At 52.7% G+C, this 24,320-nt stretch carries 21 protein-coding genes; all 21 read right to left on the bottom strand.

Annotation, left to right across the window (positions count from 1 at the left end; all coding sequences use genetic code 11):
- Positions 1 to 46: 46 nt before the first annotated feature.
- The 21 genes from Q1L85_RS03100 to mraZ all read right to left on the bottom strand — a co-directional run bounded on the left by Q1L85_RS03100 (position 47) and on the right by mraZ (position 24,194).
- Positions 47 to 1,093 carry an NAD(P)-dependent alcohol dehydrogenase gene (locus Q1L85_RS03100; RefSeq protein WP_300427784.1) on the bottom strand — a complete coding sequence of 349 codons (1,047 nt, stop codon included), beginning with the start codon at positions 1,091 to 1,093 and terminating at the stop codon, positions 47 to 49.
- Positions 1,094 to 1,211: 118 nt separating this feature from the next.
- The gene (mutT, locus tag Q1L85_RS03105; protein ID WP_300427781.1) at positions 1,212 to 1,619 is read right to left on the bottom strand and encodes an 8-oxo-dGTP diphosphatase MutT; all 408 of its coding nucleotides are present in this window, start codon (positions 1,617 to 1,619) and stop codon (positions 1,212 to 1,214) included.
- Positions 1,619 to 2,833, bottom strand: coding sequence for a bifunctional glutamate N-acetyltransferase/amino-acid acetyltransferase ArgJ (argJ, locus tag Q1L85_RS03110; protein WP_300432231.1), 1,215 nt, complete (start codon positions 2,831 to 2,833; stop codon positions 1,619 to 1,621). The genes mutT and argJ overlap by 1 nt, the downstream gene beginning before the upstream one ends.
- A 16-nt stretch (positions 2,834 to 2,849) precedes the next feature.
- The gene (gene secA / locus Q1L85_RS03115; protein ID WP_300425726.1) at positions 2,850 to 5,579 is read right to left on the bottom strand and encodes a preprotein translocase subunit SecA; all 2,730 of its coding nucleotides are present in this window, start codon (positions 5,577 to 5,579) and stop codon (positions 2,850 to 2,852) included.
- Between the two features lie 99 nt (positions 5,580 to 5,678).
- Positions 5,679 to 6,608 (bottom strand): M23 family metallopeptidase, encoded by a 930-nt coding sequence (locus Q1L85_RS03120; protein WP_300425728.1) that lies wholly within the window; start codon positions 6,606 to 6,608, stop codon positions 5,679 to 5,681.
- A 143-nt stretch (positions 6,609 to 6,751) separates the two neighbouring features.
- Positions 6,752 to 7,660: a UDP-3-O-acyl-N-acetylglucosamine deacetylase gene (gene lpxC / locus Q1L85_RS03125; RefSeq protein WP_300425730.1), complete on the bottom strand. Its 909-nt coding sequence runs from the start codon at positions 7,658 to 7,660 to the stop codon at positions 6,752 to 6,754.
- Positions 7,661 to 7,746: 86 nt separating this feature from the next.
- On the bottom strand, positions 7,747 to 8,910 hold the full coding sequence (gene ftsZ, locus Q1L85_RS03130) for a cell division protein FtsZ (protein ID WP_300425772.1): 1,164 nt from the start codon (positions 8,908 to 8,910) through the stop codon (positions 7,747 to 7,749).
- Positions 8,911 to 8,972: 62 nt separating this feature from the next.
- On the bottom strand, positions 8,973 to 10,208 hold the full coding sequence (gene ftsA, locus Q1L85_RS03135; protein WP_300425732.1) for a cell division protein FtsA: 1,236 nt from the start codon (positions 10,206 to 10,208) through the stop codon (positions 8,973 to 8,975).
- Entirely contained in the window at positions 10,208 to 10,981 is a 774-nt protein-coding gene (locus tag Q1L85_RS03140; protein ID WP_300425733.1) for a cell division protein FtsQ/DivIB, read from the bottom strand. Before Q1L85_RS03140 ends, ftsA begins: the two co-directional genes overlap by 1 nt.
- Positions 10,971 to 11,918, bottom strand: coding sequence for a D-alanine--D-alanine ligase (locus Q1L85_RS03145; RefSeq protein WP_307726791.1), 948 nt, complete (start codon positions 11,916 to 11,918; stop codon positions 10,971 to 10,973). The genes Q1L85_RS03140 and Q1L85_RS03145 overlap by 11 nt, the downstream gene beginning before the upstream one ends.
- Positions 11,894 to 13,315 (bottom strand): UDP-N-acetylmuramate--L-alanine ligase, encoded by a 1,422-nt coding sequence (gene murC, locus Q1L85_RS03150; RefSeq protein WP_300425775.1) that lies wholly within the window; start codon positions 13,313 to 13,315, stop codon positions 11,894 to 11,896. Before murC ends, Q1L85_RS03145 begins: the two co-directional genes overlap by 25 nt.
- Before the next feature lie 22 nt (positions 13,316 to 13,337).
- Positions 13,338 to 14,408, bottom strand: coding sequence for an undecaprenyldiphospho-muramoylpentapeptide beta-N-acetylglucosaminyltransferase (gene murG, locus Q1L85_RS03155; protein WP_300432234.1), 1,071 nt, complete (start codon positions 14,406 to 14,408; stop codon positions 13,338 to 13,340).
- Complete coding sequence (ftsW, locus tag Q1L85_RS03160; protein WP_300425736.1) at positions 14,401 to 15,582, bottom strand: putative lipid II flippase FtsW; 1,182 nt, start codon at positions 15,580 to 15,582, stop codon at positions 14,401 to 14,403. Before ftsW ends, murG begins: the two co-directional genes overlap by 8 nt.
- Positions 15,579 to 16,937: a UDP-N-acetylmuramoyl-L-alanine--D-glutamate ligase gene (gene murD / locus Q1L85_RS03165; protein ID WP_300425738.1), complete on the bottom strand. Its 1,359-nt coding sequence runs from the start codon at positions 16,935 to 16,937 to the stop codon at positions 15,579 to 15,581. The genes ftsW and murD overlap by 4 nt, the downstream gene beginning before the upstream one ends.
- Before the next feature lie 7 nt (positions 16,938 to 16,944).
- Positions 16,945 to 18,027 (bottom strand): phospho-N-acetylmuramoyl-pentapeptide-transferase, encoded by a 1,083-nt coding sequence (mraY, locus tag Q1L85_RS03170; protein WP_300425740.1) that lies wholly within the window; start codon positions 18,025 to 18,027, stop codon positions 16,945 to 16,947.
- Positions 18,028 to 18,029: 2 nt separating this feature from the next.
- Positions 18,030 to 19,391, bottom strand: a complete 1,362-nt coding sequence (murF, locus tag Q1L85_RS03175; protein ID WP_300425741.1) for a UDP-N-acetylmuramoyl-tripeptide--D-alanyl-D-alanine ligase — start codon at positions 19,389 to 19,391, stop codon at positions 18,030 to 18,032.
- Complete coding sequence (locus Q1L85_RS03180) at positions 19,381 to 20,844, bottom strand: UDP-N-acetylmuramoyl-L-alanyl-D-glutamate--2,6-diaminopimelate ligase (protein WP_300432238.1); 1,464 nt, start codon at positions 20,842 to 20,844, stop codon at positions 19,381 to 19,383. Before Q1L85_RS03180 ends, murF begins: the two co-directional genes overlap by 11 nt.
- Positions 20,841 to 22,559, bottom strand: coding sequence for a penicillin-binding protein 2 (locus Q1L85_RS03185; protein ID WP_300425745.1), 1,719 nt, complete (start codon positions 22,557 to 22,559; stop codon positions 20,841 to 20,843). The genes Q1L85_RS03180 and Q1L85_RS03185 overlap by 4 nt, the downstream gene beginning before the upstream one ends.
- Positions 22,559 to 22,810, bottom strand: coding sequence for a cell division protein FtsL (ftsL, locus tag Q1L85_RS03190; RefSeq protein WP_300425747.1), 252 nt, complete (start codon positions 22,808 to 22,810; stop codon positions 22,559 to 22,561). The genes Q1L85_RS03185 and ftsL overlap by 1 nt, the downstream gene beginning before the upstream one ends.
- On the bottom strand, positions 22,807 to 23,742 hold the full coding sequence (gene rsmH / locus Q1L85_RS03195; protein ID WP_300425748.1) for a 16S rRNA (cytosine(1402)-N(4))-methyltransferase RsmH: 936 nt from the start codon (positions 23,740 to 23,742) through the stop codon (positions 22,807 to 22,809). The genes ftsL and rsmH overlap by 4 nt, the downstream gene beginning before the upstream one ends.
- A complete protein-coding gene (gene mraZ / locus Q1L85_RS03200) occupies positions 23,739 to 24,194 on the bottom strand; it encodes a division/cell wall cluster transcriptional repressor MraZ (RefSeq protein ID WP_300425750.1) in 456 nt (151 codons plus the stop codon). The genes rsmH and mraZ overlap by 4 nt, the downstream gene beginning before the upstream one ends.
- Positions 24,195 to 24,320 lie beyond the last annotated feature (126 nt).

A 24,320-nucleotide genomic window follows, 5' to 3' on the forward strand; every position in this document is an offset into this window, starting at 1 on the left:
ACAGCAGATAAAAAAATACCCTGCATTGCAGGGTATTGTGATCGCTTCAGACGGACAGCGACGACATATCCATGACAAAGCGATGCGCAATATCGCCCTGACTCATGACGGCAAATGCCCGGTTAACTTCATCTGGACGGATAACTTCACACACCGGATGAATATCGTGTTCGGCACAGAAATCCAGCACTTCCTGAGTCTCTTTGATGCCCCCGATCAGAGAACCCGCCACACGGCGACGGCCAAAAATCATCGGCACGGTCATAAAGCCTTTCATCGGACCCACCTGCCCGACTATGACCAGCGTACCGTCAATATCAAGCAAGGGAGCATAAGGAGTAACGTCATGTTCCACCGGCACCGTATCGATAATCAGATCAAACGTTGCTGTGGCGCCCGCCATTGCAGCCTTATCAGACGACACAAGAATGCCACCCGCTCCCAGCTCTTTTGCTTCATCCGCTTTCCGGTCTGAACGACTGAGGACAGTCACATCGGCGCCCATAGCAACCGCAAGTTTTACCGCCATATGGCCAAGGCCTCCGAGACCGATCACTCCGACGCGACTGCCCTTTCCAACGTTCCAGGTACGCAGCGGAGAAAAGGTCGTGATTCCGGCACAGAGAATGGGCGCTGCCCGCGACATATCCAGGGCATCCGGGATACGCAGAACAAACTCTTCCCGCACCACGATATGTTTGGAATAACCGCCTTGCGTAATTTCGCCCGAAATTCGGTCAGGCGCCCCATAGGTTGGTGTCATACCGTGACGGCAATACTGTTCTTCGTGATTGTGGCACTGATCACACTCCTGACAGCTGTCGACCATGCAGCCAACACCGACCCGGTCGCCTTCAGAAAAGCGGGTCACTGCAGTACCGACTTCAATTACCCGGCCAACAATTTCGTGCCCGGGCACGAGCGGATAGGGCTGAGGGCCCCAGTCACCATTAACGGTGTGAAGATCTGAATGACACAGACCACTGAACAGAATTTCGATGGCGACATCACCAGGGCGCAGAGCACGCCGTTCAAAGTGATAAGGCACCATTTCAGCATCTGAGGAATGCGCTGCATAACCGACCGTTTTCATACTCTCTCCTGGACATAAAACTATTCAGTCAGACTTCATAGTAATCAGTGCCCGGAGAGATTTCGTGCCGGATAGTGTCAGTTGATTGCCTGATCCTACAAACCGTGAGAAAGGCCGATCAGCTCAGACGAGCGACGACCGCGTCAAGGATAGCGACATTCGCTTCAGGAAACTGAAAGTCCGCCAGTTTAGTGTAATGTACCCAGCGAACTTCCTGCCCTTCTGCACCGTGGGCAAGAAGCGCGTTATTCATTGGCACATCCACCCAGATCACATCAAGCAGAACCGATTTGTCCGGGTAATTGAAGGGAATCTGCATCAGCGGCGACATATGCTCCGCCGCCACGGGCAATGCGACTTCTTCGTCGAGTTCGCGGACCAGAGCAGCCGCCGTGGTTTCGCCGGGCTCGACTTTGCCTCCGGGAAACTCCCAGAGGCCCCCCTGATGCTTATCATCCGGGCGCCGGGCAATGAGGATATCCTCATTCACCACCGCCACGGCGACGGCAACGTGTACCTGTTTCATCAGGAACGGTAGTCAGCGTTAATAGATACGTAATCGTGAGAGAGGTCACAGGTCCAGAGACGTTCGTTTACGTCGCCGCGTCCCAGTTCGATACGGATAGTAAACTCCGAATGAGCCAGCACACCCGCCCCTTTCTCTTCGGTATAAGAGTCACAACGACCACCGTCTTCGACGATCTGCACGTCATCGAGATAAATCTGTACTTTTTCCAGATCAAAATCTTTGACGCCGGAGCGGCCAACCGCAGCCAGAATACGACCCCAGTTCGCATCAGAAGCGTACAGCGCTGTTTTCACCAGAGGCGAATGCGCTACGGTGTACGCGACATCCAGAGCCTCACGGACAGACGCGGCATGTTCTACGTCGATCGTGACAAACTTGGTCGCACCTTCACCATCACGGACAATCGCCTGAGCCAGCACGCGGAACACTTCCTCCAGCGCAGCAAACACAGCGTCAGCCGTCTCAGTTCCTTCTTCAACCGACACTCCGGCCTGACCTGTCGCAATCAACATACAGGAGTCATTGGTCGAGGTGTCGCCGTCGATGGTAATGCGGTTGAACGACTTATCTGCGAGCTTGCGCGCCCAGCCCTGCATTACAGCCGCAGGAATCGCTGCATCCGTTGCGATAAAGCCGAGCATGGTTGCCATATTCGGCATGATCATTCCGGCGCCTTTCGACAGGCCGGTGATCGTCACGGTTTTCCCTTCAACCTCAATCTGCTTACTGAAGCCTTTTGGCAGGGTATCCGTGGTCATAATGCCCCGGCCGGCCCTTGCCCAGTTATCTTCAGCCAGGTTGCCGAGCGCAGCTGGAATTCCACGCTCAAACGCTTCCATATTGAGCGGCTCACCAATCACACCCGTTGAAAATGGCAGCACCTGTTCCGGAGCAACCCCCGCAGCTTTGGCCAGCATCTCACAGGTGGTTTCAGCATTTCTGAAGCCTTTCGGACCCGTACCCGCGTTTGCGTTACCGGTGTTGATCAGCAGAAAACGGGGTTCTGCTTTTTCCAGGTTACGACGACAGATATGAACCGGTGCAGCACAGAACGCATTCGTAGTAAAAACACCAGCGACCTGAGTGCCCTCGGCCAATTCAAAGATCACCATGTCATCGCGATCTTTCTTGCGGACGCCCGCCTGTGCGACGCCAACGCGTACGCCTTTTACTACTGCGAAATCTTCAAAAACTGTGAAATTAACGGCCATTTGAGCTCAATTTTCCTCAGGACAGTTTGCCGTGGCAATGTTTGTATTTTTTACCGGAACCACATGGGCACGGATCATTACGACCTACCTTCTGCTCATCACGAACGTAAGGTCGGGCTGCATCTTCTTCCGCTGACGCTTCGTCGTCGCCAGACATAGCGCCGGCAGATTCGTGTTCAAACTTAGCGCGTGCCAGCTGCGCTTCTGCCTCAAGACGACGACGCTCTTCTTCTTCGCGGATCTCTTCTTCACGACGGACACGGATATGACTCAGCACCCGGATAGTATCGTGTTTGATATTGCGCAGAAGCTCCTGGAACAGACCGAAAGATTCACGCTTATATTCCTGCTTAGGATTTTTCTGACCATAGCCGCGCAGATGAATCCCCTGACGCAGGTGATCCATAGTCGCGAGGTGCTCTTTCCAGAGATTATCCAGTACCTGCAGCATCATCTGCTTTTCAACGAGACGCATGGTCTTCTCACCGACCGACGCTTCTTTTTCTGCGTAGGCTTTATCAATTTCTGCCAGTACGCGCTCGCGGATCGTCTCTTCGTATAACTTGCTGTCTTCATCCAGCCACTGCTGAACCGGCAGTTCGACTGCAAATTCCGATTTCAGATGTGCTTCCAGCCCCGGAATATCCCACTGCTCCGCAAGACTCTGCGGCGGAATGTAATCATCTATGGCTTCGTTCACCACATCGGCGCGGATGTTGGCGATCACACCAGAAATGTCATCCATTTCCATCAGGTCATTACGCTGTCCGTAGATTACGCGACGCTGATCGTTTGCAACATCATCGTACTCAAGCAGCTGCTTACGCATGTCGAAGTTTCGCCCTTCTACTTTGCGTTGTGCTTTCTCAACGGCATTGGTCACCATGCGGTGCTCAATCGATTCACCGTCTTTCATTCCCAGAGCCTGCATCATGCCGCGCATACGCTCAGACATGAATAAGCGCATCAGGTTATCTTCAAGCGACAGGAAGAATCGTGTTGAACCTTTGTCGCCCTGACGGCCTGCACGGCCACGGAGCTGATTATCAATACGACGCGACTCATGACGCTCGGTACCAATGATATGCAGACCACCGGCTTCCAGAACGGCGTCATGACGTTCTTTCCATTCGGCTTTAATACGTTCAACCGTTGCTGGGTCTTCAGTAGTAAGCGCTGCGACTTCAGATTCCCAGTTACCGCCCAGCATGATATCCGTACCACGGCCCGCCATGTTAGTCGCGATGGTCACCGCACCCGGACGCCCGGCTTCGGCAATAATCTGAGCTTCACGCTCGTTCTCTTTCGCATTGAGAACGTTGTGTGCGACTTTCGCTTTCTTAAGTACACCAGAAATATATTCTGAAGACTCAATCGAGGCCGTACCTACCAGTACCGGACGCCCCTGAGCAGTCACTTCACGGATTTCTTCAACAACCGCGTCGTACTTCTCGCGTTGCGTGGCGTAAATCACATCGTTGAAATCAATACGCTGTACCGGCTTGTTCGTCGGAATAACAACAACGTCCAGTCCATAAATCTGATGAAACTCAAACGCTTCGGTATCCGCGGTACCCGTCATACCGGACAGTTTTTCGTACAGACGGAAGTAATTCTGGAAGGTGGTAGAGGCCAGAGTCTGGCTCTCTGCCTGAATCTTGAGACCTTCTTTCGCCTCGACAGCCTGATGCAGACCTTCACTCCAGCGACGGCCAGGCATAGTACGGCCTGTGTGCTCGTCAACAATCACGACCTGACCGTTCTGAACGATGTAGTCAACGTTCTTCTGGAAAACTGCGTGCGCCTTGAGTGCTGAATGAACGTGGTGCAACAGGCTGAGGTTGCCCGCCGAATAGAGGCTCTCACCTTCGTTGAGGACACCTTCCTTCGTCAGCATCTCTTCAACGAACTCATGCCCTTCTTCGGTTAACTCAATAGACCGGCTCTTTTCATCAACAACATAATGACCGTCGACAGGCTTATCGTCTTCGCTGAATTCGCCACGCTTCAGTTGCGGCGCCAGCAGATTGATACGACGGTAAAGCTCAGAGTGATCTTCTGCCGGCCCGGAGATGATCAGCGGCGTACGAGCCTCATCAATCAGGATCGAGTCGACTTCATCGACAATAGCGAAGGCGAGCTTGCGCTGAACTTTCTGTTCCAGCGAAAACGCCATGTTATCTCTGAGATAATCGAAGCCAAACTCGTTGTTTGTGCCGTACACCACATCACAGGAATAAGATGCGCGCTTCTCTTCAGCGGTCATGCCCGGAACAACAACACCCACCGTCATACCCAGAAATTCAAACAGTGCGCGGTTCCATTCGGCATCACGACGTGCAAGATAGTCGTTCACAGTAACAACATGAACGCTGTCACCCGTCAGAGCATTCAGGTAGGAAGGCAGCGTCGCGACCAGAGTCTTACCTTCACCCGTACGCATTTCCGCGATGCGCCCTTCATGCAGGGTAATACCACCAATCAGCTGTACATCGAAGTGACGCAGACCGGTTACCCGGACACTGGCTTCACGACAGACCGCAAAGGCTTCAGGAAGGATATCTGCGACTGTCTTGCCATTCGCGAGGAGTTCGCGAAGCTCTGCAGTCTTAGCTTTCAGCTGCTCATCCGACAGCGCCTGCAGGCCTTCTTCGAGAGCATTGATGCGGGCAACGATTTTGCCCATACGTTTGAGTTCCCGGCTATTTTTACTGCCGAAAATCGTGCGAAAGAGGTTACCGATCATGAGGTTCTTATTGTCCGTAAAATAAAACAGAGGCGCCGGGGCAAAGTGCTAAAGGCTACTTATAACCCCGGTCAATGACAAGACGATGAGAGAGGAAAATCAGCGTGGACGGCGATGTATATAGGCCGCAGGGTCGACACTGCGTCCGTTTTTGTACACTTCGAAGTGAACATGAGGTCCGGTGGAGCGACCGGTGCTGCCCATCAACGCAATCAGATCGCCTTTGCGGACAACATCCCCTACGCTGACTTTGATTTCTTTACAGTGTGCGTAACGGGTTTTGTACCCATTACCGTGGTTGATCTCAACCAGATTGCCGTATCCGTAACGATCCGTTGCCCAGGTCACAACGCCTGATGCTACCGCTACGATGTCTGAACCATCCTTACCGGCAAAATCGACACCCGCATGCCAGGTGGAGCGTCCGGTGAAAGGATCTGCACGATAACCAAAGCGGGACGACATCCAGCCTTTAGTAATAGGCGTGCCCGCAACAAAGGTGGTTTCGCTTAGCTTATTTGCAGCCATCAGATCATCAAGGACGGCGAGCTGCTGTTCGCGGCTGTCGATACGGTCCGACAGCTCACGCAATGCAGAAGTGATCTCTGGCACCTGATAGATGCTGTCAGAGATGGTCGCCGGGCCACCCATCGCAGGGGGCGCAGCAAAATCGAATTCGTCAGAAGCAAGGCCTGCAGAATCTACCAGGCGTTCGCCGACAGCATCCAGGCGCAGAACACGCCCCTGAAGCTCCGCAAGCCGCACTGTCAGGGCCGCCATCTCGCGATCAGTCTGTTCGCGCAACAGTTCAAGCTCCTGGCGCTGATCGACCAGATCCCGTTCCCAGGCTCGGGCAGCGTTCGAGTCCAGTGCCGCTTCAGCCGTAAAACGCTCGGCCAGCCAATAGCCTGCCGCACCCATTGCCATAGGCAGAGCAAACAACAGGCCCAGCAGCATATGTTTGGCTGCTGAGCTGAGGCGGATACTTCTGGATTCGCCGTGGCGTTTACCGACAATAATGATGTTCATTAGCTGGTTACTGCGATTGCTTCCTGTTTACCCAGTACGGTCGTGGCCACGTTTTACATTTATTAAAGCTCAGATGCAACAAAGGCCATAGTCGAAGTATGGCCTTTGTTCACAACTACACAACACAGAATTGTATCAATGCGTTAACCGGCAGCCGGTCGCATGTACGTGATAGGTGCAGCTTCAGATTCAGTGAACTCTACAAACTCCCAGGCATCTTCATGCTTAAGCAGTTCGCGGAGCAAGCGGTTATTCAGGCCATGACCTGATTTATAACCAACAAACTCACCAATGAGGCTGTGACCCAGGAGATAAAGGTCACCCACCGCATCAAGAATCTTGTGTTTCACAAACTCATCGTCATAACGCAGACCGTCTTCGTTGAGTACACGGTAGTCGTCAACAACGATTGCGTTCTTAACACTGCCTCCCAGAGCCAGGTTCTTAGAACGCATGTACTCAAGGTCTTTGGTAAAACCAAAGGTACGCGCACGGCTGACTTCTTTTACATAAGAGGTAGAAGAGAAGTCGAGACTGGCTTTCTGAACACTCTGGCGGAAAACAGGGTGATCAAAATCAATCTCAAACGACACTTTAAAGCCGTTATAAGGTACGAAAGACGCAATCTTGTCGCCCTCACGGACTTCAATTTTGCGCTTGATCCGGATGAACTTCTTAGGCGCATCCTGCTCTGCGATACCCGCAGACTGGAGCAGGAAGACAAACGGGCCGGAAGAGCCATCCATGATAGGCACTTCCTGAGCGCTCAGTTCGACGATGGCGTTATCAATGCCAAGACCCGCCATTGCAGACAGCAGATGTTCTACGGTATCTACTTTGGCGTGCTCTTTAACCAGCGTGGTAGAGAGTGTGGTCTCACCCACCTGCAGCGCATTTGCCGGAATGTCGACAACCGGTTCAAGATCAACGCGACGGAAGATAATGCCACTATCCACCGGAGCGGGCTTAAGCGTCAGGTAGACTTTCTCTCCTGAGTGCAGGCCCACGCCGGTCGCGCGGATGGTGTTATTGAGCGTACGCTGTCGAATCATCGGACATTCCTGCCATTACTGAGCATAATATATACAATCTGGCGCGCATTATAACAGCAAATGAGGAGTGCGCCAGTGCGCACTCATCAGTCAGCCTGACGACGGAGGAAAGCCGGGATATCGAGATAATCCATATCCGGGTTCGCACCAGAGTCAAGTTGACGAGCTGCATTACCTGCCTGACGGGTTACCGCCGGACGGTCAAGCTGACGATAGTCGGTACTGCCATCAGCATTACGCGGTTGAGCTGTATTATCGACAACCTTTGTCGGCTTTGGTTCCTCAACTACTTTCTCCTGGCCCAGACCAGTCGCAACAACGGTCACCCGCAGTTCGTCTGTCAGTTCAGGATCAATCACGGTACCCACAACAACGGTCGCGTTTTCAGAGGCAAACTCTTCAACAACTTCACCGACTTCACTGAACTCACCCAGAGACAGATCGAAACCAGCAGTCACGTTAACCAGAATACCTTTAGCACCACGAAGATCGACATCTTCCAGCAGCGGGCTACCAATCGCCTTTTCGGCGGCTTCGCGCGCACGGTTTTCACCAGTCGCGGTGCCTGTGCCCATCATCGCCTGTCCCATTTCGGACATCACGGTGCGAACGTCTGCAAAGTCAACGTTGATCATACCCGGACGGGTAATCAGATCAGCAATCCCCTGAACCGCGCCCTGGAGTACATCGTTAGCTGCCTTAAACGCGTCAAGCAGGGATGTACCTTTACCAAGAACGGTAAGGAGTTTTTCATTAGGGATAGTAATCAGGGAATCCACATGCTGGGACAGGTGATCCAGACCCTGATTAGCAATGGCCATACGCTTCTTGCCTTCAAACGGGAACGGCTTAGTCACAACCGCTACTGTCAGAATGCCCAGCTCTTTCGCCACTTCAGCTACCACAGGTGCACCACCGGTACCGGTACCGCCACCCATGCCTGCAGTAATAAATACCATATCTGCGCCGCGCAGTGATTCTGCGATGCGCTCGCGATCTTCCATGGCAGCCTCACGACCGACATTAGGATTCGCACCAGCACCCAGACCTTTGGTCAGTCCGTTGCCTAATTGAATAACTGATCGTGCACCCACATTACGCAGAGCCTGCGCATCTGTGTTTGCACAAATAAAGTCGACGCCTTCAATCTGACCTTCGACCATGTGTTGTACTGCGTTACCGCCGCCACCGCCAACACCAATGACTTTAATAACTGCGTTCTGTTGCAGGTCATCTGCTAACTCGAACATATCGCCTTCTCTGTTATGAGACATAGCATTATCTCCTTTTTCCGCGCGAGTAATATTTAATATTAAAAATTCTCTTTTAGCCAATCTTTTATACGGCCAAGTGGACTTTTTTTATCGTCCTGGACACGCTTATTTAATGACTTTCTGTTTTCCTGGCCAGCGGCATACAAAAGCAAGCCGACTGCCGTTGAATAAATCGGATTATTTATTACATCCGTAAGGCCACTGACACCCACCGGACGAGCAAGACGCACTGGCATATGGAATATTTCTTCAGCGAGCTCAACAACACCTTCCATCTTAGATGTTCCGCCCGTCAGTACGATCCCGGCGGCAATAAGATCTTCGAATCCACTGCGACGTAGTTCAGACTGAATCAGAGTAAATAATTCGTCGTATCTTGGCTCAACAACTTCGGCCAGAGCCTGCCTCGACAGGTCGCGCGGCGGACGGTCACCCACACTTGGTACTTTGATTTTTTCGTCCGCTTTGGCGAGCTGAGTCAAGGCACAGGCGTACTTCACTTTAATTTTTTCAGCATGCTGAGTCGGGGTACGTAATGCCATCGCGATATCGTTCGTTACCTGATCACCCGCAATAGGAATGACTGCGGTATGACGGATGGCCCCTTCGGTAAAAATTGCTATGTCCGTTGTGCCACCACCGATATCAACCATGCACACGCCAAGCTCACGTTCATCATCAGTTAACACGGCATAACTTGAAGCCAGCTGCTCAAGAATAATATCGTCGGTTTCGAGGTTGCAGCGCTGCACACAACGCTCGATATTCTGAATGGCATTGACGGAGCCCGTCACCAGGTGCACCTTAGCTTCAAGGCGCACACCCGCCATCCCGACCGGTTCTTTTATTCCTTCCTGAGAGTCGACAACATACTCCTGTGGCAGCACGTGCAGAATCGCCTGATCCTGCGGGATCGCCACGGCCTGCGCAGCATCTATCACACGCTCAATATCGGTCTGGGTGACTTCCCGGTCCTTCACAGCAACGATGCCATTAGAGTTCATTGAATGGACATGACTACCTGCGATTCCCGCATACACAGAATGGATAGTGCAGCCGGCCATTAACTCAGCTTCTTCGACTGCCCGACGAATTGAATGAACGGTGGATTCGATATTAACCACGACGCCTTTTTTCAGGCCGCGGCTCGGACTGGTGCCCAGACCAACAACTTCAATATTGCCATCGGAATCGACCTCACCAACAATCGCTACAATTTTGGATGTGCCAATATCAAGGCCCACCATCATGCGCTTCTGCTGTACCGGACTCATTAACCCTTCTCCTGCTGCGGCTGCCAACGAATGGCAGCACCTTTTCCGTATCTCAGATCGACCTCTGCTACCTGATCGGCAGGCAGACGCTTCATCACTTTAAGCAGGCGACGTGCCCGCGCTTCTATATTTTTCCGGCCCAGTGCAACGCGCCAGTTATTACTCAGATCCAGCTCAACCGAACCTGTTTCGGTAAGGCTGAGTGTGCGGACATTTACCTGCACAGGCGCCAGCGCCTGCTGTATCAGTCGATAATCTTTTACGGCTTTATCCATATATTCGATATCGCCTTGTATAAGTGTCAGTTTATCGACATTTAAATGAGCTGGTATCGCCATTAAATCGCCACTTATACCGATTAATTTATTACTGTTCCAAACCGCCATAGGAATATCTTCTCTGACGGTGATTTCGACATATCCGGGCCAACGCTTCTTTACCCGCACTTCCTTAATCAGGGGCATCGACAATACGTTCTCATAAACACCCTGAAGATCTGCCGAAAAGAACCCCTGACCTTTAATCCAGCCCACCTGAGAAGTAATATCCGCGGCATTCCAGACAGTTAAATCACCGGTCACCCGCACATCCTGAATCGCCCAGCGGTCAACCATTTCCCTTCCTCCGAGAAACAGACCGACCAACAGCACCGGAGCAACGACCCAACTCCAGTGAACCGACCTGATCCAGGCTGGCACATGCCATTCCCGACGGGCCGCTTTTTCAGGACGACGTGTCGCGCCCCGCTGCGCCGCACGCTTTTTACTGGCCATAACGCCCTGCAGCTTCTTCAAGCAGGCGGACCACCAGAGCCTGGAATGTCATTCCCGCCGCTTTTGCCGCCATCGGCACCAGACTATGATCGGTCATACCGGGACTGGTATTGGCTTCGAGCAACCAGAAATCTCCTGCTTCATCCTGCATCACATCAATACGACCCCAACCCTGTACCCCGAGGACATTGAACGCTTTTACCGCAAGTGCCTGCAGAGCAGCTTCTTCATCTGCATCCAGACCACAGGGCAACAGATACTGCGTGTCATTTGACTGATATTTTGCGTCGTAGTCGTAGAATTCATGACTGGTCTTGAGCTGAATAACCGGTAGCGCTTCACCATCAATCACTGCCACGGTAAATTCACGTCCCTGCACCCAACGTTCTGCCAGAACCAGGCCATCGTACTGACAGGCGAATTCATAACTGGCACTTAACTCATCCGGATTGTGCACCCGACGCATTCCAATACTTGAGCCTTCGCGCGCCGGTTTCACAATGGCGTTTGATCCCAGGGCAATATCGATCGCTTTCCAGTCAGAAGACTGATCCAACAGAAATGCCGGCGGTGTCGGGAGCCCAGCCGCCTGCCAGATAAGTTTGGTCCGCCACTTATCCATAGCCAGCGCTGACGCCATAACGCCACTGCCGGTATATGGCTTATTCAACCACTCGAGTACTCCCTGAATGGTGCCGTCTTCACCACCCCTGCCGTGCAGGGCAATAAAAGCAATATCAAATTCAGCATCCGTCAGTTGCGAAATCGCATGGTCACGGATGTCAATGGAAATAACATCTGCACCGGCGCCTTTCAGAGCGTTAAATACAGCTGCGCCACTGCGCAATGAAACTTCGCGCTCCGCAGAGGTTCCGCCCATCAGTACTGCTATTTTTCCCAGAGACGCGACTGTCATTTCTTCATCTCCCCGAGCCACTCAGGTAATTCCTGCGTCAGTTTTGTCGCAATGCCACCGATATCTCCTGCGCCTTGTGTGAGCAGAAGGTCGCCGGCTTTGAGTACACTGGTGAGTGGTCCCTGCAGGGATTCATCCCGCTCGATAAAAATCGGATCGAGATTGCCTCGCTGACGAATGCTTCCACACAGTGAGCGACCGTCAGCTCCAGCGATCGGCTTTTCTCCGGCGGGGTACACATCCATAAGAATCAGAACGTCTGCGTCATTGAGAACCCGGACGAAATCCTCGTAAAGATCACGGGTGCGTGTGTAGCGATGCGGCTGAAATACCATGACCAGGCGACGCTCAGGAAAACCTTTACGGATAGCATCAATGGTGACTTCGAGCTCGCGGGGATGATGGCCATAATCATCAACCAGCATGACATCACCACCAGCGACCGGAAATTCTCCACAGACGGTGAAACGACGTCCGACGCCCGCGAAGTTTTCGAGCGCAGTGACAATGGCTTTCTCGTCGACACCTTCGTCTTCTGCGACAGCAATCGATGCCAGCGCGTTAAGCACATTGTGACGACCAGGCATACGCATACGGATCGCGAGTGCCTGTTCTTTTCCGGGGCGATGCACATTGAAGTAAGTAAACATACCTTCCTGGCGCAGGTCAGTCGCACGGTAATCGGCATCGTCTGAAAAACCATATGTCACGATCTGACGACCAATACGCGGAAGAATGCTGCGCACATGCTCGTCATCAATACAGACAACGGCCAGACCGTAAAATGGCAGGTTATGCAGAAATTCAACAAAGGTATTTTTCAGCTGCTCAAAATCGCCGCCGTACGTACTCATGTGATCGGCATCGATATTTGTCACAATCGAAACCATAGGTTGCAGATGCAGGAAGCTCGCATCACTCTCATCGGCTTCAGCAACCAGATAGCGGCTCAATCCAAGACGCGCATTCGTGCCTGCACTGTTCAGTTTTCCGCCGATCACAAACGTCGGATCAAGCTGCGCCTCAGCCAGTACTGATGTCACCAGACTGGTGGTCGTTGTTTTGCCATGTGTTCCGGCAACAGCGATGCCGTGGCGGAAACGCATCAGTTCAGCAAGCATTTCTGCACGGCGGACAACAGGAACGCGGCGCTCAATTGCCGCGCTCACTTCAGGATTTTCGTGATCAATTGCCGTAGACACGACCAGCACATCGGCTTCTTCAATGTTTGCTTCAGAGTGCCCGATCATAACCGTGGCACCGAGTGTACGAAGACGCTCGGTCACCACAGATTCTTTCAGGTCAGAGCCCGTAATACGGTAACCCTGATTCAGCAGCACTTCGGCAATACCACACATACCGGCTCCGCCTATGCCGACAAAATGAATGACGCGGATACGGCGCATTTCTGGAATCATATTCACTAACTTTGGTGTACGTTTATTGCTCACGGGCAAACCTCCTCACCTGTGCCACTACCTGATCAGTCGCATCGGTCATTGCCAGTCCCCGTGCCCGGGCGGCCATGTCACGCAGTAACGCCCGGTCGTTATTCAATTGCTGCCACTGCTCTGCCAGCCATTCGGAAGTCAGCTCACTCTGCTGACGGATCATTGCTGCGCCATCACGTTGCAGGTACTGAGCATTCGCGGTCTGGTGATCATCAACGGCATGTGGAAAAGGAACAAAAATCGCAGCACATCCCGCCGCTGCAATTTCCGACACCGTGAGAGCGCCAGAACGACATACGATAAGGTCTGCCCACTGATAAGCGGCCGCCATATCATCAATAAATGCAGTAACGTCAGCGCTGACGCCCGCTGATTTATAGTCTTCAGACATCTGCCCGATATTGCGTTTGCCAACCTGATGACGAAGTTCCGGACGCAGGGGCTCCGGAATTAATTTCATGGCACCCAGCACCGCTTCATTCAGTGCAACTGCACCGAGACTTCCACCCACGACGAGCACCCTGAGGCGCCCGTCGTTCATCTCGCGATGTTCAGGTGCCGGAATAGAAAGCACTTCTTTACGCACCGGGTTGCCCGTCACGAGTGCGTTATCAAGTGCGCCCGGGAAGGCCTGCATAGTGACGTCTGATATTTTTTGCAAAAGCCTGTTGGTCATACCCGCTCTGGCATTCTGCTCATGAATCAGAAGTGGAATTCCTTTCAGCCAGGCGGCCACACCACCCGGCCCGGTTGCATACCCACCGAGTCCGACGACTGCCAGTGGTTTAAGTTCGCGCATTATTTTTGCTGCTGCGCGGACTGCACGGGATATTCTCAGAGGGGATTTAAGAATGCCGAGCTTACCTTTACCCCGCAATCCGGCGATATCAATGGTATGAAGTGGAAAGCCATTGACCGGAACGAGATCGGCCTCTATACCAGCGGCAGTACCAAGCCAGTGAATTTCGTACCCCTGCTCAGCCAGAGCATGTGCGACTGCGAGCGCCGGGAACACATGACCACCCGTTCCACCGGCCATCATCAGTACGACCTTACTCATCGTCAGCCTCCCCGGATTTTTCTTCGCCGGTGATTACTTCCCCGGCGTGTTCAGCAACCTGAGTTTCATAGGCTATGCGCATAACAATACCGACCATAGCGCAGCACATCATCAGGCTACTGCCGCCATAACTATAAAAAGGAAGAGTCAGACCTTTTGTCGGTAACAGACCGGTATTTACGCCCAGATTAATCACCACCTGCAGACCCAGCAGTGAAGCAATTCCTACCGCAACATAGGAGGCATACATCATGCCCTGACGCTGTGCCGCCCATGAAATCTGCCATATTTTTCCAATCAGAAATGCGAGCAGCCCAAGAGCAGCAGCCGCACCCAACAGACCGGTTTCTTCCGCCCAGATCGCGAATACAAAATCCGTATGTGCTTCAGGCAGATAGAAAAGTTTCTGAACACTTTCACCAAAACCAACACCGAACAGCTCACCCCGGCCGAACGCAATCAGAGACTGAGTAAGCTGGTAACCTGTGCCATAAACGTGCTCCGGAGACCATGGATCCATATAGGCGAGAAGGCGCTGCATCCGGTAGTCTTCGCCGGTCACCACGATACTGCTCAGGATCAGCGTCGCGAATGTCAGCAGGAAGAACTGCCCCGCTTTTACCCCACCAAGAAACAGCATGATCATGGCAGAGCCCATCAGTACAACAACGGCTCCGAAATCAGGTTCGAGAAGGAGAAGAACAACCATAGCCGCCAGAATACCCAGAGGCTTAAGGAAGCCTGACCACTGGCTTTTTACTTCTGCTTCACGTCTGACCAGGTAGCCTGCGACATAAAAAACCGCGCCGAGTTTAGCGATCTCAGACGCCTGAATTTTAATCAGACCGAGGTTGAGCCAACGCTGGCTGCCATTCACTTCATGACCAATGCCAGGGACAAACACCAGAATCAACCCGATAAACCCGCCGATCAGCAGCAGCACATCAAATTTCGCCCAACGCGCCAGTGAAATCTGCGATACCAGAAACATCACACTCACACCAAGAATCAGATAGACCGCATGACGGATCGTAAAATAGAAAGAATTCCCCGTCAGGTATTCCCCAACACCCGTTGACGCTGATGCAACCATCATCCAGCCCAGTACCAGCAGAGCCAGCCAGGGGTAAAAAACGGAGCTGTTATGTTGCCAGCTGACAGGAGCGAAATTCATTCCAGCCCCCCCACGCACTGGCAATAGTGCTCACCACGATGAACGTAATTGCGGAACTGATCAAAACTGGCACAGGCAGGCGACAGAAGCACAATATCTCCGGCGACTGAGTGTTCAGCTGCATATTCAACCGCTTCATCCAGGGTTTCGTACAGACTGGTTTCTGCCCGCCCTGCAAGGTCGCCCTGTATTTTTTTTCTGTCAGCACCAAACAGCAGCACTTCGGCCACAGGATGTTTTTCGCACACCTCAGCCAGTTCTACGAAGTCCTGCCCTTTACCTTCGCCGCCAGCAATCAGCCAGATACGTCCTGCCAGACCATGACTCAGCCCTTTCACGGCTGCAACGGTCGACCCGACGTTGGTTCCTTTCGAGTCGTTAAAATAATCCACTCCGGAAATACGGCTGATCCACTGACAGCGATGAGCCAGACCGGGATAGTTCACCAGTGCTGACAGACAGCGACGGACGTCCATCCCAAGCGCATCAATAATCGCAAGGGCCGCCAGCGCATTGGCAATATTATGCCCACCACGTATTTTCAGATCCGAGGCAGGTAGCAGTGCGTCCTCGCCTCGTGCCAGCCAGAGTGCACCGTCTTTTTCGAGCGTACCGAAATCACTTTCCGCCGCGGCATCCAGACCAAAAGAACGTTGAGGGGCAGACGCACTCTGCTGTGGCAGGCTCTGCTCATCGTCCCGGTTCACAACAATGGTTTGCGCTCCCTGAAAAATACGTTGCTTCGCGGCCTGATATCCATCCATTCCCTCATAGCGATCCATATGATCGGGAGAGACATTCAGAATCACTGCAACCTGTGCTCCCAGGTTCCGTGTGGTTTCAAGCTGAAAACTGGACAGTTCAAGCACGTAAAAGTCAGTATTTTTTTCCTGTTCGAGAAGTTCCAGAGCTGGAGTACCGAGATTGCCTCCAGCAACCGCCTGCTTTCCTGATGCATTAATCAGCTCATTAACCAGCGTGGTGACTGTACTTTTTCCATTCGAACCTGTGATAGCAATCACGGGACGCTCTGCCACTTCGTGGAACAGCTGGATATCACCCGACACAGTGACTCCCCGCGCCTCAGCTTCGCGGAATACCTGCGTCTGAACTGAAATACCCGGAGAGACCAGAAGTTCATCGTACTGACAGAGAAGATCCGTTGTTAATTCGCCCAGATGAATATCATTGGCAGGAAACTCTGTGCGGATGGCTGTCAGTCCCGGCAACTCACTTCGCGTATCGCAGAGAGTGAAATCGAGACCATGTTTCTTGCAGAAACGAGCGCACGACAGACCCGTCAGGCCCAGCCCGATGATCAGATAACGTTTATTTCTGTGCGCTTCAGTCAACATATTTTTCTCAACGGATCTTAAGAGTTGCCAGACCGATCAACACCAGGATGATGGTAATAATCCAGAACCGGACAATGACACGCGGCTCTGGCCAGCCTTTCAGTTCAAAGTGATGGTGCAGCGGTGCCATACGGAAAATCCGGCGCCCCGTCATCTTGAATGACGCCACCTGCAGGATGACGGAAACCGTTTCGGCGACAAAAATCCCGCCCATGATAAAAAGTACAATTTCCTGACGGACCACCACAGCGACAATCCCCAGTGCAGCACCCAATGCCAGTGAACCGACGTCACCCATAAATACCTGAGCGGGATACGTGTTAAACCAGAGAAACCCTATCCCTGCGCCCACCATAGCTGCGCAGAACACAACCAATTCACCTGCGCCGGCGATATAGGGAATGTGCAGATAGCTGGCAAAATTCACGTTACCTGCCAGGTAAGCGCAGACCCCAAGAGCTGCCGACACCATAACCGTTGGCATAATCGCCAGACCATCAAGACCATCCGTCAGGTTAACGGCGTTGCTCGATCCGACGACAACGAAATACGTAAGCACAACAAACATCACCCCAAGCTGTGGCATGACGTCTTTAAGGAATGGCACAACCAGTTGTGTTTCCTGCGGGCTCTGGGCTGAATAAAACAGGTAAGCACCTGCAATCAGAGCCAGTACGGATTGCCAGAAATACTTCCAGCGTGCTGGCAGACCCCGGGAATTTTTCTCAACAACCTTGCGGTAATCATCAACCCAGCCAATAGCACCGAATGCCAGGGTGACGAGTAACACCAGCCAGACGAAACGATTTTCCAGATCACCCCAGAGGAGTGTGCTCACTGCAATTGACAGCAGAATCAGAGCACCGCCCATCGTCGGTGTTCCGGCCTTGCTCAGATGAGATTTCGGGCCAACTTCGCGGATCGCCTGACCAATCTGATATTCACGCAACTTCCGGATAACAACAGGACCAAGTACCAATGCGACAATCAGTGCGGTCACCACTGAAAATATTGCTCTCAGCGTCAGATAGTTCACCACTCCGAATCCGGAATGAAACTGTGCCAACCATTCTCCAAGCCAAAGCAGCATAATCAGTTTTCCTCTTTGTCAGCGCACAGTGCCGTCACTACTTTATCCATCCCGGCACTACGCGATCCCTTAATCAGCAGCGTATCGCCACTGCGGGTATTGTTATTCAGAAAGGCCTGCAGCTGGTCTCTGTCGGAGAACCAGTGCGCCTCATCACCAAAGGCCGTAGCGGCTGCCTTGCTCAAAGGTCCACAAGCCACGAAATGCTTGATGCCCTGATGTCGGGCATACTCACCGACACTGGCATGCATCGCTTCGGCATCCTGTCCAAGTTCTGCCATATCGCCCATCACCAACCAGCTTTCTGACGCCATAGAAAGAACATCCACAGCGGCAAAAAATGAGGAAGGATTCGCGTTATATGCATCGTTAATAATTTTCTGTCCGCCAGCTCCCTGACAGGACTGCATACGACCACCCACGGCCTGAGCACTTGCCAGACCAGCGATAATTTCATCCCAACTCAGGCCAACTGCACGGGTAGCAGCGATCACGGCCAGGGCATTGCGTACGTTATGTTCACCCATCAAGTGCAGAGAAATCTTTCTGGTCCCGCCTTCAGCAATCAGATCAAATTCACTGCCTTCAAGTGTGCTACGGATATTTTCTGCACGCACATCTGCGCCAGAGTTAACACCGAAAGTCACAATATTCAGATGTGCTGCGCGAGCACGCCACGCATCGATAAATACATCGTCTGCATTCAGTACTGCGGTTCCGCCCGGCTGAATAAAATCAATCAGTTCACCCTTCGCTTCTGCAATTCCGGGAACCGAACCAAAACCTTCGAGGTGTGCCGTGCCGACGTTAGTAATGATGCCGACGTGCGGGCGTACGAAGGCTGCGGTATAAGCAATTTCACCACCTGCACTCGCACCCAGCTCAATCATTGCCGCTTCATGCTGCGGCTCCAGGCTGAGCAGTGTCAGAGGTGCACCAATATGATTGTTCAGATTTCCCTGCGTCATCAGGGTGCAGAATTTCTGCGCTAAAACATCCGCAGTTAACTGCTTAACACTGGTTTTTCCGGCACTGCCGGTGACGGCCACAACCGGGCCTTCAAACTGATTCCGGTGCCAGGCAGACAGCTGCCCCAGTGCTTTCAGTGTGTCGTTAACACGGATAACGGGCAGCGAAGTGTCTGTCTCTTCTGAGGCCAGCATCGCAACGGCACCATTCTCTTCAGCAACACCTGCAAACTGATGTCCGTTAAAACGCTCTCCGGTAAGAGGCACATATAAGGATCCCGCTTCCAGAGTCCGGGTGTCGGTAGAAACACTGTGGCAGACGATTTCCTCATCATTGCGAGTAAGAACACCGCCGGTAATCCCGGCGATCAGCGCAAGCGGAAGATCACGCAGCATAGTCACCTCCCGCCCGTCGGTAACCAAGGGAGTACACGGTCTGTGCATCACTGTAGCTGTGTCGGATACCTGCAATTTCCTGATACGTTTCGTGGCCTTTTCCGGCAATCAGCACCAGACCGGTCGTCGGAGTTGCTGCAATTGCTGAACGTATTGCAACAGCACGATCATGCTCAAACTTATAATGCTCAGACGCGGCGGACTGACGGATATCGGCAAATATCTGATCGGAATTTTCGCCGCGGGGATTATCATCCGTTACCCAGACAGCATCAGCGGTTGCAACAGCATCGGCCATCAGAGGTCGTTTTTTACGATCGCGCTCACCGCCACAGCCAAACACCACGCTCAGATAAGCGCCGCTATTTTTCAGTGCGCCAACGACGTTCACCAGGGCGTCCGGGGTATGGGCAAAATCAATGACGACCGCAGGCTGGCCTTCTGCCAGATAGAGTTCCATACGACCATCCACCGGGCGTAATTTTCCGGCGCTTTCCGCCAATGATGAAAACTCGTACCCAAGCGCTGACAGAGCCGCCAGTGCTGACGTTACATTAGCGATATTAAACTCGCCCATAAGCGCGAGATTTAGTTCAGATTCACCCCATGGGGAACGTACATTGGCCTTCATGCCCAGCCCGGTAAATTCTACAGACGAGTACTGCACCTGCGCTGCAGGAGAACTGCCGGTGCTGATCTTCGATCCGGTCAGTGCGGACTGCAACAATTTTTCGCCATATTCATCATCAGTATTAATGACGGCGATATTACTTAGCTCAGGGTCAAACAGGCGCGACTTGGCAGCAACATAGGTCGCCATATCGCCGTGATAATCGAGATGATCCTGGGAGATATTGGTCAATACAGACACGCTGAATTTCAGCCCTTCAACCCGGCCCTGATCCAGACCATGCGATGAGACTTCAATCGCCGCGATGTCAGCCCCAGCCTGCGCTACTTCATTCAGCAGCCGGTAGGTCAGGCAGATATCCGGCGTGGTATTCCGGGTTGGCTGAAGGTGTGGCCAGAGGCCATTTCCCAGTGTACCGATGACGCCACATTGAATACCCTTCAGCTCAAGCAACTGAGCGCAGTACTGAGTCACAGAGCTTTTGCCATTTGTACCGGTAACACCAATCAGACGGACATCGCCTGCCGCACAATAACGACGGTTCAGCCAGACAGGTAATTGCTGACGCAGCTGCGGGAGATAAAACACAGGAACACCATTCTCTGCGCAACGGAAACCCTGTTCGCCTTCCGCAAGTACGGCAGCGGCCCCACCGGCAATGGCATCTTCAATAAATTTCTCACCGTGGCCTGCAGTACCTGAACGGGCAATAAAAAGATCGCCTTTATTGACATCACGACTGTCAGATACCAGATGATTAAATTCACGATCCCACTCGGGAGGCAGGTACATATCCTGACTGAGTAGCTGCGACAATTTCATCGGCTGCCCCCCGCCACCTGAAGCATCTGCGCTTCACCTGGCTGGTCAGGAATCACCTGACGTAATCTCAACGCCTGTTCCATAATCCGCGAGAAAACGGGAGCCGCAACCTCACCGCCGTAGTATTCCTGTCCCTGAGGCGCATCCACTACCACGACCAGAACCAGATCCGGATCACTCAGTGGAGCGAGACCTGCGAAAAATGCTGTGTACTCAGAATCTTCATATCCCGAACGACCCACCTTGTGCGCCGTCCCGGTTTTTCCGCCAACACGATAGCCTTCTACCGCAGCGCGTTTACCCGTACCATTTTTTCCGACTACAGTTTCCAGCATATCGAGAATCTGATGCGCCGTGCGCTCAGACATCACCCGCTCACATGGCTGAGTACCTGTCTGCACCATCAACAGCGAAACATGCTTACGGCAACCATCAACAAAACTGGTGTAAGCCTCAGCAAGCTGCAGCGGAGAAATGGAAAGACCGTATCCATAAGATACGGTCGCAAGGCGGAGTTCATCGAGCTGTTCAGGGTACGGCATACTGCCTGTTGCCTCGCCCGGAAACCCGAGCGTTCCGGGCTGGCCAATGCCCGCTTTTGTATATAATTCCCAGATGGCTTCAGGGCCGACATCATGCGCCAGAAGGCTGACGCCTATATTGCTCGATTTCGTAATAATTCCGGTCAGATCCAGCACACCATAATCGCGGTGATCGCGGATGGTTTTATTTTTTATACGCTTATATCCGGGCGACGTATTCACCGGTGTAGACGGAGAGTAGCGGCCTGATTCAAGTGCTGCGGCAACCGTGAAAGGTTTCATGGTTGATCCGGGTTCAATCAGATCAGCAACAGCGCGGTTACGCATATGTTCAGGGCGCAGAGTGGCACGGTTGTTCGGGTTATATGACGGCTGCCCCACCAGCGCGAGAATTTCTCCGGTTTTTGCATTGAGCATAACCGCACTGCCAGCATGCGCTTTATGCGCCTGCACTACAGCCTTTAATTCACGATATGCGAGGTATTGCAGGCGAAGATCAATCGTTAGTGGAAGACTTTCACCAGCCTGCGGAACAGCATCAACTCCCAGCTGTTTTATCACGTTACCCATAAGGTCTTTTACGACTTTACGCGAGCCATCCTGCCCCTGAAGGTACTGATCAAATGCCAGCTCAAGGCCTTCCTGCCCCTTCCCGTCAATATTGACGATACCAAGGGTATGGGCGGTCACTTCTGCCGCAGGATAATAACGACGGAAATCATCATCACCATACAGGCCGGCAATGCGGCGTTTCAGAATGCGCCCTGCAAGTTCAGGCTCAACCTGACGCTTCACATAATGAAAAGAGCGGCCCTGACGAGCCGCTTTTTCTACACTGCGCACCAGGTCTCTGGCGTTCATTCCGAGGTCTTTTGCAACCTCTGACATTTTCTGGGGGTCGACCTGCTGTGGATTCACCCATAAAGTCACAACCGGCGTACTGACGGCCATAGGCTCACCGTGACGATCAGTAATCATGCCGCGACTGGCCGGCTGCAATTCACTGCGTACCGTGCGTTTTTCACCCTGCTCAAACAGAAATGGCTGTTCGATGGTGTGCAGCATAATCAGGCGCCCCAATAGCAGCAGTAACAGCGACGCAAAAGCCACCAGCACCAGCGTCATACGCCAGCGCTGCATTCCAGCTTCTGTCTGTTTCTGTTCTGTTGCCATTAGCGGAAAACCTGTGTGTGATCCGGATCTTTCATACCCAGACGCTTACGCGCCAGAGTGTCGATTCTTCCATGCGCGGTCAGTGTGCTTTTTTCCAACACCAGTCGCGTCTGTTCCTGTAATAATTCCTGGCGAAGGCGATCCGCCTTCTGCCATTCCTGCAATAAATCCCGGTGCCAGCTGACAATGCTTACCTGCGCCACCGCGCTGATAATGACCAGGCTCCAGAGAAGCCCCTGCAGGACACTCATGCCAGGCGCTCTGCAATTCTTAATACAGCACTGCGTGAACGCGGATTACGGGAGATTTCTTCTTGCCCTGGCATAATTGCTTTGCCAATTTTCTTCATCGTGCGTCCCAGCTGATCTTCCATCACTGGCAGACCTGGTGGCAGATCACGACCCTTTTCCTGAGCACGGATAAAGCGCTTCACAATCCGGTCTTCCAGCGAGTGAAAACTGATCACCGCGAGGCGCCCCTGTGCCTGCAGAAGATCAACACTGTCAGCGAGTACCGTTTCCAGGTCGCCCAGTTCGTTGTTCACCGCAATACGGATCGCCTGAAAAGCACGGGTCGCCGGGTGCTTATGTTTTTCCCAGGCAGGGTTCGCTTCTTTAATAATTTCAGCCAGTTCACTGGTGCGCGTAATGTCGCGATTTTTGCGTTCACGGATCAGAGCTCCGGCCATACGACGGGCAAACCGTTCTTCGCCATATTCTTTTAATACGCGGGCAATTTCTTTTTCTTCGGTCGTTGCAACCCATTCGGCCGCACTGATCCCGGCGTCCGGATTCATCCGCATATCCAGCGGTCCGTCTTTCAGAAAACTGAATCCACGCTCCGGGTCATCCAACTGAGGTGATGACACACCGAGGTCAAGCAGAATACCGGTGACTTTTTCGATACCCAGGTTCGCCAGCTCGTCTTTCATATCGGCAAAGCTCGACTGCACAATCTGAAAGCGCGCATCTTCCTGCGCCAGCGCCTGGCCGCTGGCAATCGCCAGTGGATCTTTATCAAAACCGATCAGACGCCCTTTTTCTGACAGACGACTGAGCAACAGACGGCTGTGACCACCCCGCCCGAACGTGCCATCAACATACACACCATCCGGATCGGTAACGCAGCCATCGACTGTCTCGTCCAGCAGAACGGTGGTGTGATAGAAATCGGCAAGGCTCATAGTGAAATACTCATAATCTGTTCTGACAGCTCGGATTCGTCGTTAACCACGCTCAGGTATTCATCGCGGGTTTCTTCCCACGCTTCTTTACTCCAGAGCTCCAGCTTTTTGCCCTGACCAATCAGTACGGTTTCTTTCTCCAGGCCCGCGTAGTCGCGTAGCGCCTGAGAAAGAAGAATCCGGCCACTGCTGTCGATTTCGACATCGGTGGCATGCCCCAGCAACAGACGCTGAATACGTCGCGCCGCTTTATTAAAGGAAGGAAGAGCGGTGATCTGAGCTTCAATCTGCTCCCACTCATTTGCCGGGTACACAAGCAACGAACGTTCTTCGGTGTCTATGGTCACGACCAGATGGCCACCACAAAGCTCCGCCAGGCGTTCCCGATACTTGGTCGGGATCGCCAGGCGCCCTTTGGCGTCCAGATTGATCGTGTTAAGCCCCCGAAACATATGTTCGTCCCTAGTTGTGTGAGTGAGTCAGACAACAAATCTTTCCCACAATTACCCACTATCTTCCACTTTTTGACACTATAGAAACGGTATTGGCTATTTGCAAGCCTGAATGGGGGCTGCTTC

It is taken from the genome of uncultured Thalassolituus sp., assembly GCF_950066645.1.
In the GTDB taxonomy this organism is placed as follows: domain Bacteria; phylum Pseudomonadota; class Gammaproteobacteria; order Pseudomonadales; family Oceanobacteraceae; genus Thalassolituus.